Annotated in this window: 15 protein-coding genes; 8 read left to right on the top strand and 7 right to left on the bottom strand. The window is 42.9% G+C overall.

Going from position 1 to position 15,690, the window contains the following annotated elements:
• Positions 1 to 5: 5 nt before the first annotated feature.
• The 6 genes from P2W71_RS13510 to P2W71_RS13485 form a co-directional block, all read right to left on the bottom strand.
• A complete protein-coding gene (locus P2W71_RS13510) occupies positions 6 to 2,369 on the bottom strand; it encodes a TonB-dependent receptor (RefSeq protein WP_276371791.1) in 2,364 nt (787 codons plus the stop codon).
• Positions 2,370 to 2,465: 96 nt separating this feature from the next.
• On the bottom strand, positions 2,466 to 2,846 hold the full coding sequence (locus P2W71_RS13505) for a hypothetical protein (protein ID WP_276371790.1): 381 nt from the start codon (positions 2,844 to 2,846) through the stop codon (positions 2,466 to 2,468).
• A gap of 393 nt (positions 2,847 to 3,239) precedes the next feature.
• Positions 3,240 to 3,623, bottom strand: coding sequence for a SnoaL-like domain-containing protein (locus P2W71_RS13500; RefSeq protein ID WP_276371789.1), 384 nt, complete (start codon positions 3,621 to 3,623; stop codon positions 3,240 to 3,242).
• A gap of 119 nt (positions 3,624 to 3,742) precedes the next feature.
• Positions 3,743 to 4,657, bottom strand: a complete 915-nt coding sequence (locus P2W71_RS13495; RefSeq protein WP_276371788.1) for an SRPBCC domain-containing protein — start codon at positions 4,655 to 4,657, stop codon at positions 3,743 to 3,745.
• Between the two features lie 355 nt (positions 4,658 to 5,012).
• Entirely contained in the window at positions 5,013 to 7,652 is a 2,640-nt protein-coding gene (locus P2W71_RS13490) for an ABC transporter permease (protein WP_276371787.1), read from the bottom strand.
• Between the two features lie 5 nt (positions 7,653 to 7,657).
• The gene (locus P2W71_RS13485) at positions 7,658 to 7,999 is read right to left on the bottom strand and encodes a helix-turn-helix transcriptional regulator (RefSeq protein WP_276371786.1); all 342 of its coding nucleotides are present in this window, start codon (positions 7,997 to 7,999) and stop codon (positions 7,658 to 7,660) included.
• A gap of 421 nt (positions 8,000 to 8,420) precedes the next feature.
• Between P2W71_RS13485 and P2W71_RS13480 the strand changes: the two genes are divergently transcribed.
• From P2W71_RS13480 to P2W71_RS13450, 7 genes are all read left to right on the top strand, one after another.
• The gene (locus P2W71_RS13480) at positions 8,421 to 8,741 is read left to right on the top strand and encodes a metalloregulator ArsR/SmtB family transcription factor (protein WP_276371785.1); all 321 of its coding nucleotides are present in this window, start codon (positions 8,421 to 8,423) and stop codon (positions 8,739 to 8,741) included.
• A gap of 21 nt (positions 8,742 to 8,762) precedes the next feature.
• On the top strand, positions 8,763 to 9,272 hold the full coding sequence (locus P2W71_RS13475; protein ID WP_276371784.1) for an SRPBCC domain-containing protein: 510 nt from the start codon (positions 8,763 to 8,765) through the stop codon (positions 9,270 to 9,272).
• Complete coding sequence (locus P2W71_RS13470) at positions 9,256 to 9,639, top strand: DoxX family protein (protein WP_276371783.1); 384 nt, start codon at positions 9,256 to 9,258, stop codon at positions 9,637 to 9,639. Before P2W71_RS13475 ends, P2W71_RS13470 begins: the two co-directional genes overlap by 17 nt.
• Before the next feature lie 104 nt (positions 9,640 to 9,743).
• The gene (locus P2W71_RS13465; protein WP_276371782.1) at positions 9,744 to 10,322 is read left to right on the top strand and encodes a YdeI family protein; all 579 of its coding nucleotides are present in this window, start codon (positions 9,744 to 9,746) and stop codon (positions 10,320 to 10,322) included.
• A 47-nt stretch (positions 10,323 to 10,369) separates the two neighbouring features.
• Complete coding sequence (locus tag P2W71_RS13460; protein ID WP_276371781.1) at positions 10,370 to 10,954, top strand: DUF4256 domain-containing protein; 585 nt, start codon at positions 10,370 to 10,372, stop codon at positions 10,952 to 10,954.
• A gap of 337 nt (positions 10,955 to 11,291) precedes the next feature.
• On the top strand, positions 11,292 to 12,191 hold the full coding sequence (locus tag P2W71_RS13455; RefSeq protein WP_276371780.1) for a response regulator transcription factor: 900 nt from the start codon (positions 11,292 to 11,294) through the stop codon (positions 12,189 to 12,191).
• Between the two features lie 412 nt (positions 12,192 to 12,603).
• A complete protein-coding gene (locus tag P2W71_RS13450; RefSeq protein WP_346659959.1) occupies positions 12,604 to 13,431 on the top strand; it encodes an SDR family oxidoreductase in 828 nt (275 codons plus the stop codon).
• A 109-nt stretch (positions 13,432 to 13,540) separates the two neighbouring features.
• Here P2W71_RS13450 and P2W71_RS13445 read toward each other — a convergent pair whose 3' ends face one another.
• Positions 13,541 to 14,092 (bottom strand): flavin reductase family protein, encoded by a 552-nt coding sequence (locus P2W71_RS13445; protein ID WP_276371778.1) that lies wholly within the window; start codon positions 14,090 to 14,092, stop codon positions 13,541 to 13,543.
• A 304-nt stretch (positions 14,093 to 14,396) separates the two neighbouring features.
• Here P2W71_RS13445 and P2W71_RS13440 point away from each other — a divergent pair, with 304 nt between their 5' ends.
• On the top strand, positions 14,397 to 15,338 hold the full coding sequence (locus tag P2W71_RS13440) for an alpha/beta hydrolase (protein WP_276371777.1): 942 nt from the start codon (positions 14,397 to 14,399) through the stop codon (positions 15,336 to 15,338).
• Positions 15,339 to 15,690: the final 352 nt, after the last annotated feature.

Genomic DNA, 15,690 nt, shown 5'->3' with positions numbered 1-15,690 from the left:
CGAGATTATTTTTTGCCAGTGAATGTATATTGAATTCCGAATACAAACGTACGTGGTGCAGCAGGGGTGTAGGTTGTCCTATCTGAAGACGAGTTTCCTCGCGTAGCAGCATTTGCATACAGCTCATTCGTTAGGTTCATCACGTTGGTGAAGACTTCAAAGTCCTTCCATTGATAGCCAGTCCTGAAGTTCAGGTAGCTGACGCCCTTTAGGCCGAGAAAACCTTTGTCGTCGTATTTGACATTGTTAACCTGATCTTGATACCAGGAACCTATGCGTTGCCATTCTATCGAAATCCTGAAGCCTTTGATATATTGCGGCTTGTATGTCAATTCACTGTTCGCAATCCAGCGGGGTGATTGGGGCATGTATTTGCCGTTGACATTTTTTACTTCATCTGTGCTTCGGTTGCTCACATTAAAATCTTCGAAACGGTGTATTGCATTTGTTCCCCCGAACCTGAAAAACCATTCGTTATCCGGTTTATAGGTTAACCCATATTCGATTCCGCGGTGCATCGTTTTTCCGGCACTTTGATAATCGGTTGAATTATCGGGTTGGCGTATGTTTAGCAATTCGCTGTGTCCAATCATTTGATAAGCAGCGATGTCGAGATAAATTTTGTTGTCAAGGAATGCACCCCAACCGCCGATTTCGATATTGCTGAACTTCGCCGGCTCCAGGTTGTAATAGAATTCATTTGCACCCGAAGGATTGGGCTTTTTCCGGAAAATCGATGTGAGGCCGGGCGGGGAAAATCCTTCACTATAATTAACGTACAAACCTTTGTCATGAAGCAGGTCAAGTGTTGCACCGATCTTCGGCGTGAATTGTTCGTATGATTTGCTTCCGATGCTGGCATCCAGATAATTTTTATAATCAAAAGACATGTTATCATATCTCAACCCCAACGTGATTTTTAGACGTTCCAGTGGATTGATCTCGAACTGTGAATACGCTGCGTAATTTTTGAGGTTAGCATGGTAGTTCGATAAATAGGTGTCGGGCCGCTCTTGAACAATGGTATACTTTTCTACTGACTTGCCATCCGGACGCAGTTGAGCGGCCAGGTCGATGCGATATGCCCAGTAATTTGTAGGTGAATAATCGATGCTTCCGCCGCTCAATAATTTTGCGTCTAGGAAGTTGAACTTAATCCGATGTTGTAACAACGCTACCTTGCTGTAAAAGCTGTTTCGGTTTCGTTCGCCCGATGCTGTGGTGCTACCCGGCGTCCAGCGTATACCATAGTTCGGATTTTGTTCAATGTAGTTGTCGCGATATGCTAATGTGATGGAAGTTTCCTGCTGCCCATTCCATTGATGTGATACCGTAAATCTCGTGCGTTGTGCATGAACTTTTCTGTATGTAAAATCAGTGGTGCTCGTATATTCCCTGTTGTAAAATGAAATACTGTCGACACTACCGGCCATATCAGCATCATATTCATTACCCGAAAAGGCTGCGATTAGTTTTGTCTTATCGGAGATAAGATAGTCGAGGGTTAAATTGACCGATGACTTATCATAGTCTGAAGAGGTTTGCCAGGCATCGCGTTGATAGCCCTGAAAACCGCTCAGGTATATGCCGAGTTTCTTTGCAACGGTTCCGCCGGCTGCATATTGAACACGTTTGTATCCCCATTGATCAGCCTGTAATCCAAGTTTGGCGGTGGGCATTGGTGTCGGCCGATGAGTAATGAAGTTTATGGCACCGCCAACTGCTTCAGGGCCGTACAACGAAGAGGCTGGACCTTTAACAATTTCAATGTTTGAAATACCAAAGACGTTCATTTCAATCAGTGCATTGTGATTAAAAACGCCCATGGGTCTTACAGGAACACCGTCTTCGAGATATAAAAAATAAGCCGACGTTCCCATCGGTTGCCGGATAGCCATAGCGTGTTGCTCATTGTTATAGTTTAGCATGACGACTCCGGGGACCTTATTGATGAGTTCTGCAATCAGCACAGGTTTTGTGTCATTGATTGTGACCGAAGAAAGTTTGCTGATGGCGACAGGGGTTTCCGTACGCAGCACCGCTTCACGATTTGCAGTAACCACAATCTGCTGGAGATTGCTTACGGATGGGGATAATGCCACGGCAAGCTGCGGTGAAATGTTATTTATCAGTTGCTTGTCGTACCCAATGTATGATACTTCAAGCGTGTCAGTGATTGATGTAGTTTGAATGTTAAATTGACCGTTCGCATTCGTAGCAGTCCCTTCCAGGGTAGGGCGAATTATGATGTTTGCTCCAACCAGGGGTTCCTTAGTTTCATTGTCGAATACATAACCTGTAATGAGTTGTTGGCCGGAGAGGTTTATGGATATAGTTATAGTGAATACTATAAGAAATAGTTTTTTCATCTTAGTGAACTTGTTGAAGAGAATGATGGCATTATTTGACGCATCACTCCCGGAAATAATTTGATACCTTAATTAGATATGCGCCGAATTATGGCGTTACAATATTTGTGAAGGAGGGTGGAATGGCGCGCGGCGATGTTCCGATGAAATGCCGGCGATGTAATGAGAGTCAGTCCTGTTAAATTGGGAGCGCACTTGAGGTGCGTACAGACATTCACTGACGATAAACACGGGGAAATCGACCTTTTCTTTCCCGACGGGCACAGTACTTTCGTTATGACTGGCAGTGTCGGCCAGGCCAAGATTTTTTTCAAGGAAGCATTGCCCATAACAGGTCGTAATGGGCTTCTCTTTATTGATACAAAACATTTCAGCAATGTATTCCCTGTTGATTTGAAAATAGGTTATCACGCCAAGCTTGTAGAAGCATTGAAGCGACATTACCATAATCAGTCCGAGGGATACAATTTTTTTCACGACAGTAAATGTAAGCGCAAACCAGTATATGCAATATGATTTAAGTCAGTAAATCTCGTTGGTGGCACAGACACAAACGTAAAGCGTTGATTTACAGACTTAAGTTGTAGTTTGCATTTTTAACGATGTATGTTTTTTCTTAAAAATTCATTTCATGCCAAGTAAAAAAGTTTGTTCGGAAATAAGAAATGTCAAACAGAATAGCGTCAGATAATTTTAATCGAAGGTTTTTATCTATTTCAACAATTCAGGTTATGCTACTTCCACTACCTGAAGCAGCGTCTTTCAAACCGGCGAAGTCTTAAAGTGTTCTCGTCCAACAAAGTTTTGTTTAATAGGAGTGGTGCGCTCTCTAATGAAACGCGCTAGACGCATAACGACGAAGCAGTTTTCTTAGTAAAAGAATTGTTCCAGTATGATCTGGCCATCTTTCACTTCATATAGCATTATCTGATTGATTTGTATTCTTCCATGTCCCTTGACGGTAAGATCTTTTTCTCTTCCTACGGCAAAATGATTTCCGGTGACAATTGGTTCCGTGGTGTGAAGTCTGTGAACCTCTGTTATGCGTTGAATAAATTCTTCGGCTTTTTTACGGACGGTTGTTTTGCCTTCTGCATTTTCAAGATAGGGAGAATTGGCCGGCTCTACGCTTTTTACGTTATCGGCAAAAAGTTCGTCCTGGATTTCAAACCATTTTTCTTGCTGTGCCAGTTCATTGAACCTAGCTGCAATTTCAAGCGTTGTCATTGTTTTACTATTAATTGCTTTTGTCATAGTTAATTCATTGCTCGTTGAGTTCTCAAATACCGATTTCAATTTTTTTTGGCCGTCGCCAATGGTGCCGACGGTCCCCCCGGAGTTCATCTATAAATTGTAATGGTAAAGTCTTAAGACTATAGTTTTATTGCTTCTATTCGCCTCCCTTCAAGGTTTGGATCTCCTTTACCTGTTGTTATCAAGCTCATCAGGCTATGCTGAACATACTGGGTCCATGCAGGTGAACATGCGGCATAGCATTCAACTTCTGGACGTAAACCCTCGTGGGTAAAAACGAGCTGGGTCTTGTTACCCTTTTTAGAAATTTCAAAAATAACTTTGGTGTCCGTCCATTCGTTCTTGTCTTTAATGAAACTCAAGCGGCTATCGGTAATATGCCAAACAACTTTTTTATCCGAGATTACCTCTACTAATTTTTGTTTTGAGTAATGGACATCTTTGACTTCGAATATAAACTCATCATTGAGGTTAGTAGTGTTGCCTTCGATTCCTTCCGACCACCACCCGCGAACATCGGTGATGGCATTGAATACTTCCTTAGGAGTCTGGTCTACCATAAGTGTAGTCGTAAAACTTTGATCTTTCATAATTTTATTTTTAAGGTTTAACTCATTACTATTTTGATAAGGCGCTCCGGTTCCGGTTTCACAAAGGTCTTTAAGGCTTTTCAAAAATAACGCCCAGTCATAATTGCAGCCCGCAAAGGTGTCTGACACCGTCTTCCAGCCCGAATGAGCAAAACGCAAAATCGTACGGCCGTCTTTTTCTTCCAGGTCGAAAGAAATGTTGGTGTCAAGCCATTCTTCAATCGAATTGATACATTGCCATTCAACCTTTTTATTGTCTTCGAGTTTGGTTACCCTCATTTCGTTTCGGAATTTCCCGAAAATGAATACGTTCACAAATCCTAGTTCAGGTTTCGCGGTTGCGTTATTCGTCCACCACTTAGCAAGCCCTTCCTGGGTAGTAAGTGCTTCATAAATTTTTTCGGATGGAGCTTTTATGGATACGTTGTGTCTGATAGCCGTCATTGTCTTTTCTGTTTAATGATTTTCGTAAATGCGTTGGCAAAGCAAAATTAATGTCCGATAGAGTAACCTATCCGGTGCAGAATGGACCTTTTAAAGGGTTGATTTGGACATATTGACCATAAAAAGCCTATGAAACAAATCAGGTAGCGTTTTGGTAAATCTAATTAACCACGAAAACCAGCGCGGGCGAAACAAATACGCGCGTAAAACCATGAACTGGCTCACTTTGACATTGGGTAGGGCATGCGTGGTAAAAGATGAAATTGAGCATCCGCGAATCCGAGCGACATGTAATGCGTTTGGTTTTACGATAGAACGAATCAGTAATTCTGATCTTTCCTTCGACAGCCGACGCTCATTCTGAACGCAGGCTGTTAACTGGGTTCATCATCGCAGCTTTAATAGCCTGATGACTTACCGTCAATAGTGTAATTACCACAGCGGCCAGCGACGGTAGGGCAAATATCCACCACGGTATTGCCGTCCGGTATTCATAATTTTTTAGCCAAGCAGATGAGAGATAGTACGATGCCGGAACGGCGATCAAGCAGGCGATTACCACCAGCATAACAAAATCCTTTGACAACATTTTCCACAGATTGAATAGAGAAGCTCCCACGACTTTACGAATGCCGATTTCTTTGGTGCGTTGCTCGGAAACGAAGGATGCGAGCCCGAATAATCCCAGGCAACTGATGAGGATGGCCAGTCCGGCAAAAACACTTGCGAGTTTTCCAACGCGTTCTTCTGCTGCAAATTTTAATGCATACTCCTGGTCTGCAAACTTATAATCGAAAGGTGCAGCAGGAATTAATTTCTTAAAGACTGCTTCCACTTTTGGAAGCGCTTCGGCCGTACTCATTTGCGGATTGATCCGAATGTTGATCCAGTTAGTTCCATATTTACTTAGGAAAAATACCGACGGCACAGGTTGGGCGTACGGGGATTTCATAACCATATCTTTAATGACACCAATGATTGTAAAGCTGGTGAATTTGCTTCGCCATCCACCTTGCCATCGGATGGTTTCGCCCACAGGATTTTCAAAACCTAGTAATCTTGCTGCGGCTTCATTGATCACAAAACCGGCAGAATCACTGGCGATGTCTCTCGAAAAATCGCGGCCACTGACGAACTGCCATCCTATTGTTCTTCCATATTCCGATGTTACTGTCAGCGTTGCAAACTGCGGTATAAATGCAGGGTCCTTTCCACTCCAATCAAAACCACCGTTCTCAGTCCATATCGCTGTCGGCGGGCTTGACGATTCCGCCATTTCGATAACCGCCCCTGTATTTTTTAATTCCGTGAAAAGGATATCACGCTTTCCGTAGAAGTCCGACGTGGTCATTTGGATCATTAGCAGACCGTCGCGGCTGTAGCCTACCGGACGGTTTTTAGCAAACTGGATCTGTTGGTGTACCGTGATCGTCCCGATGATCAACGTGACGGATACCGTAAACTGTGTAACGACAAGTACCTTACGGGGAACAGATGCAAGCCGCCCGACGCGTATAGATCCTTTCAGCACTTTTACGGCGTTGAAAGAGGAGAGGTAAAGCGCAGGATAGCTGCCCGCCAGCAATCCGGTGAATAGAATGAAAACAAAACTGCTTATCCAGAAATAACCGTTCGTCCAAGGTATCTCCATTTGCTTTCCCGCTAATTCATTGAACGTGTTTAATGAAGTCGACACGCCAACAAGCGCGGCTACAAAAGCAAGGCTAACCACTAAGAACGATTCACTGAAAAATTGATTCATCAATTGAAAGCGCGCGGATCCACTTGCTTTTCGTATGCCAACCTCTTTGGCTCTTTTTTCTGAACGCGCGGTGCTAAGGTTCATGAAGTTGATGCATGCCAGCAACAATACAAATCCACCGACAATACCGAAAAGCCACACCATATGAATAGCGCCTCCTGCAACGACACCATTCTTCCATTCGGATCGAAGATGCCAATCCTTCATCGGATGTAAAGTGAGTTGTGGGTTAACAGAGACGTAATTTTTGTTTTCACGAATGTTATTAAGGATCGCATCCTTGATCTGAGCAGAAGCGGCTTCGAAAGTCGTGTGATCATGGATCGTTACATAGACATTGAGAAAGTCATTGGTGAAGCTCAGGTTTTGCATCCACTCATTGGATGCCACAGCCAACGCGAACGGCGCATAAAATTTCATACCATGGAAATCGCTGTTATCAGGCAGGTCTTGGTAGACGCCTGTAACCTTCACGTCCATCCGGTCGTTGTTATCGATTTTTAGAAGCTTACCCATAGGGTTATCGTTGCCGAAAAGGGCTTGCGCGGCAGACTGTGAAAGTAAAATCGAATGTGGATCATTCAATCCGGACCTGGAACCATGAAGCATATTCAACGTGAACATTTCAGGTCCGGCAGTTTCGATGAACTCACCTCGCATCGATAATTTTGAGTCTCCTGCCGAGATGATATGGTCTCCATCCAATGCCGCCATCACCACGCTATTAAATTGGTTTCCGTACTTTTCCCTAAGCTCATCACCGAGGGCGTTAGGCAAGATCTTGGTTGAAATAATTTCTCCGTTCATGTTGAGATTTCTCATGACACGTGCTATGCTGCCGTAATTCTTATGATATTTATTGAATTCCAACTCATCATAGATCCATAGACTTATCACCATGGCAACAGCCATTCCCAATGCCAGGCCACCGATGTTGATGAGTGAGTATCCTTTGTTCTTTATCAGATTTCTCCACCCGATCTTGAAATAGCTTTTATACATACTAAAGTTGTTTAAATTTTTATACGGTCCCGCTGGCTTTATGATGCCTGGCCTGAAGAGCAGTAATACATCAATGACAAATTTCCAGTCTGCCTTTGGTTTTCCGAGTTTATTCTTACGTTTTTGGTAGACCTCCATTAAATCGCCTTCGATGTAATCGCGAACCTTTGGATCGCAGTACCATTGGAAAAAGCGAAGAAAGAACTTAGGTGGCGACTCCGTTGGGTTCATAAAACTTATCCCCCTATGTTGATTTGTAGGACCGTTTTTGGTATTGCTTTCCATAGCTCATCTCTGGATGCTTTCGAATACTGCAAGGCTTTTTTTCCGAGTGCCGTAATTTCAAAATAGCGTTTGGGGCGGCCAGCTCGTTCCTCTGTTGCTTCACCAGCAAAGGATTTCAGGTAGCCTTTGTCTTCGAGCCTTCTGAGCGCCGTGTGGAGTGCACCCATGCTTACACTTCTCGAAAGCCTGAACTCGATTTCATCTTTGATTGACACGCTATAGGCTTTGTTGTTAAGTATGGCTATTGTGAGTACAACGATTTCTTCAAACTCACCTAACTGGTATTTCTTCATGGTGGACACATTATATCTAATTGTAGGAATAATAATTGTGCCAGGGTCGATTCCTTAGGAATTGCGCCAATTTAAAACAGTTTAGGTAATCCATCAGTCCACTGCCGGGCAGAGGTGACCGAATACGTTCATTTCTTGAATTTGACGTACACCTGGATGAACGGATAGGCCATACGATATTACTATTGTACGACAAACAAATATGTAACTGTAATGCCAATCAACTTTGATTTCTTTCTGTCGGATGATGGACCAAATACCACGAGCATTAAAAAATACGGATTAAGGTATTGAAACTCAATTTTCTTAAACTGGATAATTTTCTTCAATACACTTCGGTTGGGTAGGTTAAAAAAAAATAACAAGAAACACTTGTGCAGTTAAATGACTGCATATATATTCGCAGTCAAATAGCTGCATAATGGATTTGCGAAGAGATGTATTTCAAGCCATAGCCGACCCGACGAGACGGGCGATCATAACATTGGTTGCACTGCAGGCAATGACGCCGAGTGCAATAGCTGAAAATTTTAATTCGTCGAGGCAAACGATTTCCAAACACATACAAATTCTTACAGAGTGTGAATTGCTTGAGCAAGAGCAAAACGGCAGGGAAATTTATTACCATTTTAACCCGAAAAAGATGAAGGAGATAGCGGACTTTATTGAGCCGTTCCGCAACATGTGGGATGACCGCTTCAACAAGCTGGAGGCCATCATGAAAAAATATAAATCCCGATAGTATTAGAAAAAAACCAGAACCATGGAAAGGAAAACAAAAATCAGTGCCGAGGAAGGCAAACAGGATTTACTCATAACGAGAGAATTTGAGTTACCGGTAAATTTACTTTTTAAGGCGCACGTAGACGCTGACATTCTGGAACAATGGATGTCCCACGAATATGGCACAGCGAAAGTGCTGAAACTTGAAAGTAGAAAGCATGGCGGTTGGGAATACCAAACAACAGATGCACAAGGAAACGTTGTATTTAGCGCCAATGGAGTTTTTCATGAGTATGTTCCCAATCGTAAAATCACGAGGACATTTGAAATGCAGAACTCACCGTTCGATGTGCAGCTTGAATTTCTGGAATTTGAACACCTGACGGATGACACCAGCAGGTTGACGATGCATACTATATATCGAACTCAAGAACTCCGGGACCAAATGCTGAAGTTGCCCTTTGAGTACGGTATAAATATGGCACATAACAGGCTACAAGACGTCGTGAGCAAACTAAGTAACATAACCTACCATGACAAAGCGAAATAAAATTATCTATTGGGTTGCTACGATCTGGCTCTCTTTAGGAATGGTATCAACCGGAATAGTGCAGTTTTTAAAAGTGAAAGAAGAGGTTGATCTTTTTACACACTTGGGGTATCCCATTTATTTTCTTACGATGTTATCGATTTGGAAATTTTTGGGAGTAGTTGCTGTGCTGATTCCGAGATTTCCTTTGATAAAGGAATGGGCTTACGCTGGTTTTTTCTTCGCGATGTCCGGTGCAATATTTTCACACCTTGTATTGGGTGACGCTGTGAAAGACCTATTTGGTCCTGTACTGTTATTGACGCTCACTGTAGTATCATGGTATTTCAGACCAGCGGATAGAAAACTTGTCTCTGTTAGTCAGTAGGTAAATAATCATAACCCTCGTCGATAACCAACCGAATTTATATTTTATTATTTTGTCTGTCGATAGGGAAGACACCTTAAATGAAGTAAATACAGATGAACAACATGAATCCCAAGGTCGATTGGTTTTTTAGCAAAGCAAAAAAGTGGCAAAAAGAATTCGAGCAATTGAGGACGATAGCTATTGGGTGTGACCTGAATGAAGAATTGAAGTGGGGCCACCCTTGTTACACATTCGAGAAAAAAAACATTGTTCTCATACATGGATTTAAAGACTACTGTGCGCTTTTGTTTTTCAAAGGTGCGTTATTAAAAGACCCCAAAGGTATTTTAATCCAACAAACTGAAAATGTGCAGGCGGCGCGGCAGATCAGGTTTACAAAGCTCGCGGAAATAGTGAAGATGAAGGCCACGATAAAGAAGTATATTTATGAGGCGGTTGAAGTGGAAGAAGCTGGTTTGAAAGTACCTTTAAAGAAGACGACAGAATATACAATTCCCGAAGAATTTCAAAAGAAGCTAGATAAAAGTCCTGCATTGAAAAAAGCTTTTTATGCATTGACACCGGGGAGGCAAAGGGGATACATACTTTATTTTTCGCAGGCTAAACAGGCGAAAACCCGCGAGTCACGGATCGAAAAATATCATCATCAGATTCTTGATGGGAAAGGGTTAGATGATTAGTGGTTTGTATTCATTCGCACATTTTTACGCAAAGAATATAAAGAAAGATGAAAAAAAATAAGGCAAAGTTGTCACAAGGTCAACGTGAAGATTTACTTATAACCTTGCGCACTCGTTTTGAAAAAAACATGAACCGCCACAAAGGCATTACATGGGAACGTGTAGCTGCGAAGTTGGAATCAACAGCGGGCGAAGAAAAATTGTGGTCGCTCCATGAAATGGAAATCAGTGGCGGTGAACCAGATGTTGTAACTATCGGGACCGAAAACGATAAAAAAAAGCAGGAATTCATTTTTGTCGATTGCGCCGCGGAGAGTCCGAAAGGGCGCAGAAGTGTTTGCTATGATGATGAGGCGCTTGAGTCCAGGAAAGAGCATAAACCAAAAAACAGTGCTGTTGGGATGGCCGCTGAAATGGGCATAAAGCTTTTAACAGAAGAACAGTACCGTGAGTTGCAAGAATTTGGGGAGTTCGATACTAAAACGTCTAGTTGGGTACAAACTCCTCCCGGTATCAGAGAACTTGGAGGCGCCATATTTTGCGATCGCCGTTATAATCATGTTTTCGTATATCACAACGGCGCGGAATCTTACTATGCTGCCAGGGCATTCCGTGGCTTGTTAAGGGTATAGATTTTCATAGACGACGTCTCTTTAAACCTGTGTGCGCTTCAGGTGCGTACGTGCCGAGCTCTTTGGTTGCTCCAATCCTGTAAGGTGATGGTGACATTAACGACCCATCACCTTGAATTCAAAAATCGTCGTCTACGCCCAAAAACTCTTTTACGAACCGGTTTACGTTTTCACGTCATGTTTGAATTTCGCAAGTAACGGTTTGAATTGGGTAAGAGCCGCTTTATTTTGTTTTTCTAACTTTGAAGCAAAAGCCACACATCCCATAAATACCTTGGCGTTTGGCTCACCCTGAATATATTTTCCTTCGGGAACGTTAATGATAAGCATAGGAACGATGAAAAAGACAGAGACAATTGAAGATTTCTACAAGCAAAAGTTCAACTGGATGCCTCAAAACCTGAGAAGGGAGATAGGGCATTTCAATGTTTTTCGTATTGAAGATTGTGTAGGTCCTAACAGCCATCCCGTTGCGTATAGCCGGCGTGACTATTATAAGGTCGTGCTGATCCGTGGCCGCCATGTTTATCATTATGCCGAGAAAAGTGTCGAAGTGTCAGGCACGTCGCTCATCTTCTTCAATCCCCAGGTTCCGTATACATTCGAACAACTTTCCGGCGACCCCACAGGATACTTTATCATTTTCAAAGAAGGTTTTTTTACAAGACATCTGCCCGGTGGTATTGGCGAATTACCGATGTTTCAACCTGCGAATAAACCCAGTTATTTCCTGAGCAAAGTGCAAGACAAATATGTAAGCAATGTGTTTGAGAAGATGTTGGAGGAAATTAAGTCGGATTATGTTTATAAGTATGATTTGCTGAGAAATTATACCATGGAGATCGCACACTATGCGTTGAAGATACAACCCACGGAGACGTTGTATCAGCATACATCAGCCAGTGCCCGAATCACTGCGATCTTTACAGAACTCCTGGAAAGACAATTTCCCATTGAATCACCTACGCAACGCTTCACCCTTCGTTCGGCAAGGGATTATGCAGAGCAGCTTTCTGTGCACGTGAACCATCTCAATCGCGCTGTACGCATTACCACCGGACGGACGACCAGTGATCATATTTTTAACAGACTGGCCAATGAAGCTAAAATTCTGCTTAAGCATACTAATTGGAATATTGCTGAGATTAGCTACTGCCTGGGATTTGAAGATCCTGCGCACTTCAATCATTTCTTCAAAAAATATGCGGAGGTTACACCATCAGCATATAGAAAGTAGGACATGCTTACCTTAACGAGGAGGAAGGGTCAATTTGACATTGCGCACGTATCAGAATATACAGGACGCCGGATTGTATATTCCTTCCCAAACGATTTCCTTCCTGCACCAGCTATGCGTCACATAAACACACTTGGGATCTTCGGTCGTAAGGAAGTTACCTATTTGTTAAATTCAAATGACGATAGTGCGATCATAGAAGTATTGCATAAACTTAATGGTGAAAGGAACTCGAAATATATTTTCTCCGACCATCTTCAGAAGACTTACTTGATGGAGTTCTTCCATCTTATTACTAAAATACATTTTCGGAAAGCTGTTTGAATTGAACAAGTATTGGTTTCAGCGTCACAATTGTAGGAGAGCCATCAGTGATAATTTTGTTGAATAAATCAAAAACAAAATGTCACATATGAAAACATGGTTTGTTACCGGCGCATCCAAAGGATTAGGATTGACAATGGTGAAAAAATTGCTGACAACAGGTTATAACGTTGCGGCTACTACAAGAAACTTGAAAGAACTGCGGCGTGCTGTTGGCGAGGCCTCTGGCTTCTTACCTCTTGCTGTCGACCTCGTAGATGAAAACAGCGTAGGTAAAGCTATCGATGAAACGATAAAAAAATTTGGTTCGATCGATGTAATTGCTAACAACGCTGGCTATGGATTAGCAGGTTCTCTGGAAGAACTCTCTGATGCAGAGGCCCGCGCAAACTTTGATGTCAACGTATTCGGTTCATTGAACGTAATTCGAAAAGCGATGCCATATCTGCGTAAGCAAGGATCGGGTCATATTTTTAATATCGCTTCTGTAGGAGGGTTCACCGGTGCGTTCCCTGGCTTCGGGATTTATTGTGCGACGAAGTTTGCCATGCACGGTTTCTCTGAGTCGCTCGCGGCTGAAGTCAAACAATTCGGAATCAATGTTACTATTGTTTCTCCCGGATACTTCCGTACGAACTTTCTTGAAAAGGATTCGCTTCAAGTACCGAAGCATGAAATCTCCGATTATAAATCTGTGAGAGAGTCACAGGCGCTTCACCAAAACAACATAAACGGTAAGCAACAGGGGGATCCTGAGAAAGCTATTGACGTAATCATCAAAGTAGCCGAAGCTGGGAAACCATTGACGCATCTTTTTCTTGGAAGCGATGCTTACAATTTTGCAGCGCAGAAGATTGATGCTGTCACCAAAGACATGGAAGAGGTAAGAACGCTTGCAACGAGTACTGATTTTTAATGAAAAACAGGTCCCTCACAAGGAGGGACCTGTTTCATCATACAGGCAATCGAAGGTGATGATGTTGATATTGAACAGCACTGACAAGAACCCATTCCAATCTGTTGTTTTAGTCAACAAATTCGCGCCACTTTACCATCCGTTCGCGTAAGTCAATGATTTTGCCATCCACTTTGAACGTGCCGTTTCCTTGATGATGAAGTGTTCTTTGTTCCTTTCTTCCGGGATTCACCCATGCTCTAACGGCCTCCAAAATGAAGAGGTTATACCGGCTTACCATCCGCGTATCGACGACTTTACATTCGATGTTTGCAATGCAGGCCTCTATTAACGGTGCGCCTACATCTTGGGAGGGTCTCGACGTCAGTCTGAACTTTTTGAACTTATCAATGTCCTCTCCTGAACAATTGCCGATGTCAACAACTTTTTCTGCCAGATCAGCTCCCGGAATACCGATAACACATTCACGTGTTGACTTTAAAGCTTTGTAACTATAGTCCCACGGACCGATGACTGCCCCGATAAGAGGTGGGTCATGCTGAATCATCATGTGAAAGCCCATTGTCATAACGTTTGGTTTTCCACGATGATAAGTTGTCACCAACACAATAGGACTTGGCTCCATCAGTCGGTATACTTTTTTAATAGGATAATTTTTCATAATAAATCTCAGTCTAAAATCTTTGGATGTTATTTACAACGCAATTCCATAACTTACCCACTTTGTCGACCTCTCTAAAATCTGTAGGAGAGCGGACTACGGTCCAACTCAACATTCAAAAGTAAAAAAATACAACGAGCTGTGCTTGCTGATGGTCCTGATTGAAATGGTATTTCATGTGAAGTCTCATCATGGTGATACGCTGAAGTTAAAACTGGTGCACCTCGCTTTTGGCCCGGTAATTTGTCGCATACGCCCTCTGCGTAGTGTGTTATTTTGCCGAGCTTTGTAAAAAAAATACAACATGATGAATACGCATTTTATAACCGGTGTCTGGATTGCCATTGTTGTACTTATAATAACATCTTGCCAATCCCAACAGAACGAAAACCAGGTAACTTCAGCGGCGCCTAAGGATACCGTTGTTAGTCACCACATAAAGGCGACGGAAAGCGGCCATGCCGATGTAAACGGATTGAAAATGTACTATGAGGTGTATGGTAAAGGTCAGCCCATCGTACTCATCCACGGCTCTTTTATGAATATACCTCTGAATTGGTCGCATATCATACCCCTGCTCGCCAGAGATCGAAAAGTAATAGTTGCTGAAATGCAAGGGCATGGTCGGACTAGAGATATAGCCCGTGAACTAAGTTATGAAGGTATGGCAGACGATGTATCCGGCCTGCTTAAGCACCTCAAAGTAGATAGTGCGGACATCTTGGGATACAGCATGGGCGGTGGTGTAGCCTTTCAGGTAGCTGTTCGTCATCCCGAACAAGTACGCCGGCTCGTGGTACTGTCAGGCACCTATACCCATGATGGCTGGTGGCCCGATGTCGCGGAAAGCTTTTCCACGTTCACAGCAGACATGTTTAAAGGCACGCCAATTCAAAAGCAATATGATAGTCTCGGAAACGATCCGGCACATTTTCCCGAATTCGTGAAGAAGGTTATCAGCATTGATGTGAAGCCTTATGACTGGTCCAGGAATGTAAAAAATATACAAGCACCGATATTTATGGCGATTGGGGATGCCGACGGCGTACGATATGAGCATGCACTGGAGCTCTTCCGTGCAAAGGGTGGTGGAAAAATGGGTGATATCCATGGACTTCCTAAATCCCGCCTTGCCATTGTACCGGGTACTACCCATATAGGCATGATGCAGCGGACAGATTGGTTGATACCCATGATCACCGATTTCCTGGATTCTGATCTGAATGCCAAGCCACCGACATTTTAAAACGCGATTAAAGACTGCGTTTCTTAAATTAAGCTTAAGAGTTTTTCGATGCACCTATTGGGATCCTACGCGCCACCTGGATGTAGAAAGTCATAAAGGTGGCTTTTTTTAGGAGGGTTCTCGCTTTAACATTGGCCACACGAACGCCAAGCTTCCAAGCGATGTGAAACGCCTGGAATAAAATTCAGGCTGTTTATGAAATAGAATCGGAGCGTCCCTCACGTTGCTCATTTATTTCAATCTTTTGCAGCAATAGCTGCCGGATAGTCTTAGTGTGTTCTTCCCGTACTTAATGCCCGCCTTAAAATCAACATCACACCATATCTATAATCCGGCCATTAAGAAATGTATT

It is taken from the genome of Chryseolinea sp. H1M3-3 (assembly GCF_029360725.1).
In the GTDB taxonomy this organism is placed as follows: Bacteria; Bacteroidota; Bacteroidia; order Cytophagales; family Cyclobacteriaceae; genus Chryseolinea.
The sequence above is the reverse complement of the archived record's forward strand: the minus strand, read 5'-3'. Positions and strand labels throughout refer to the sequence as shown.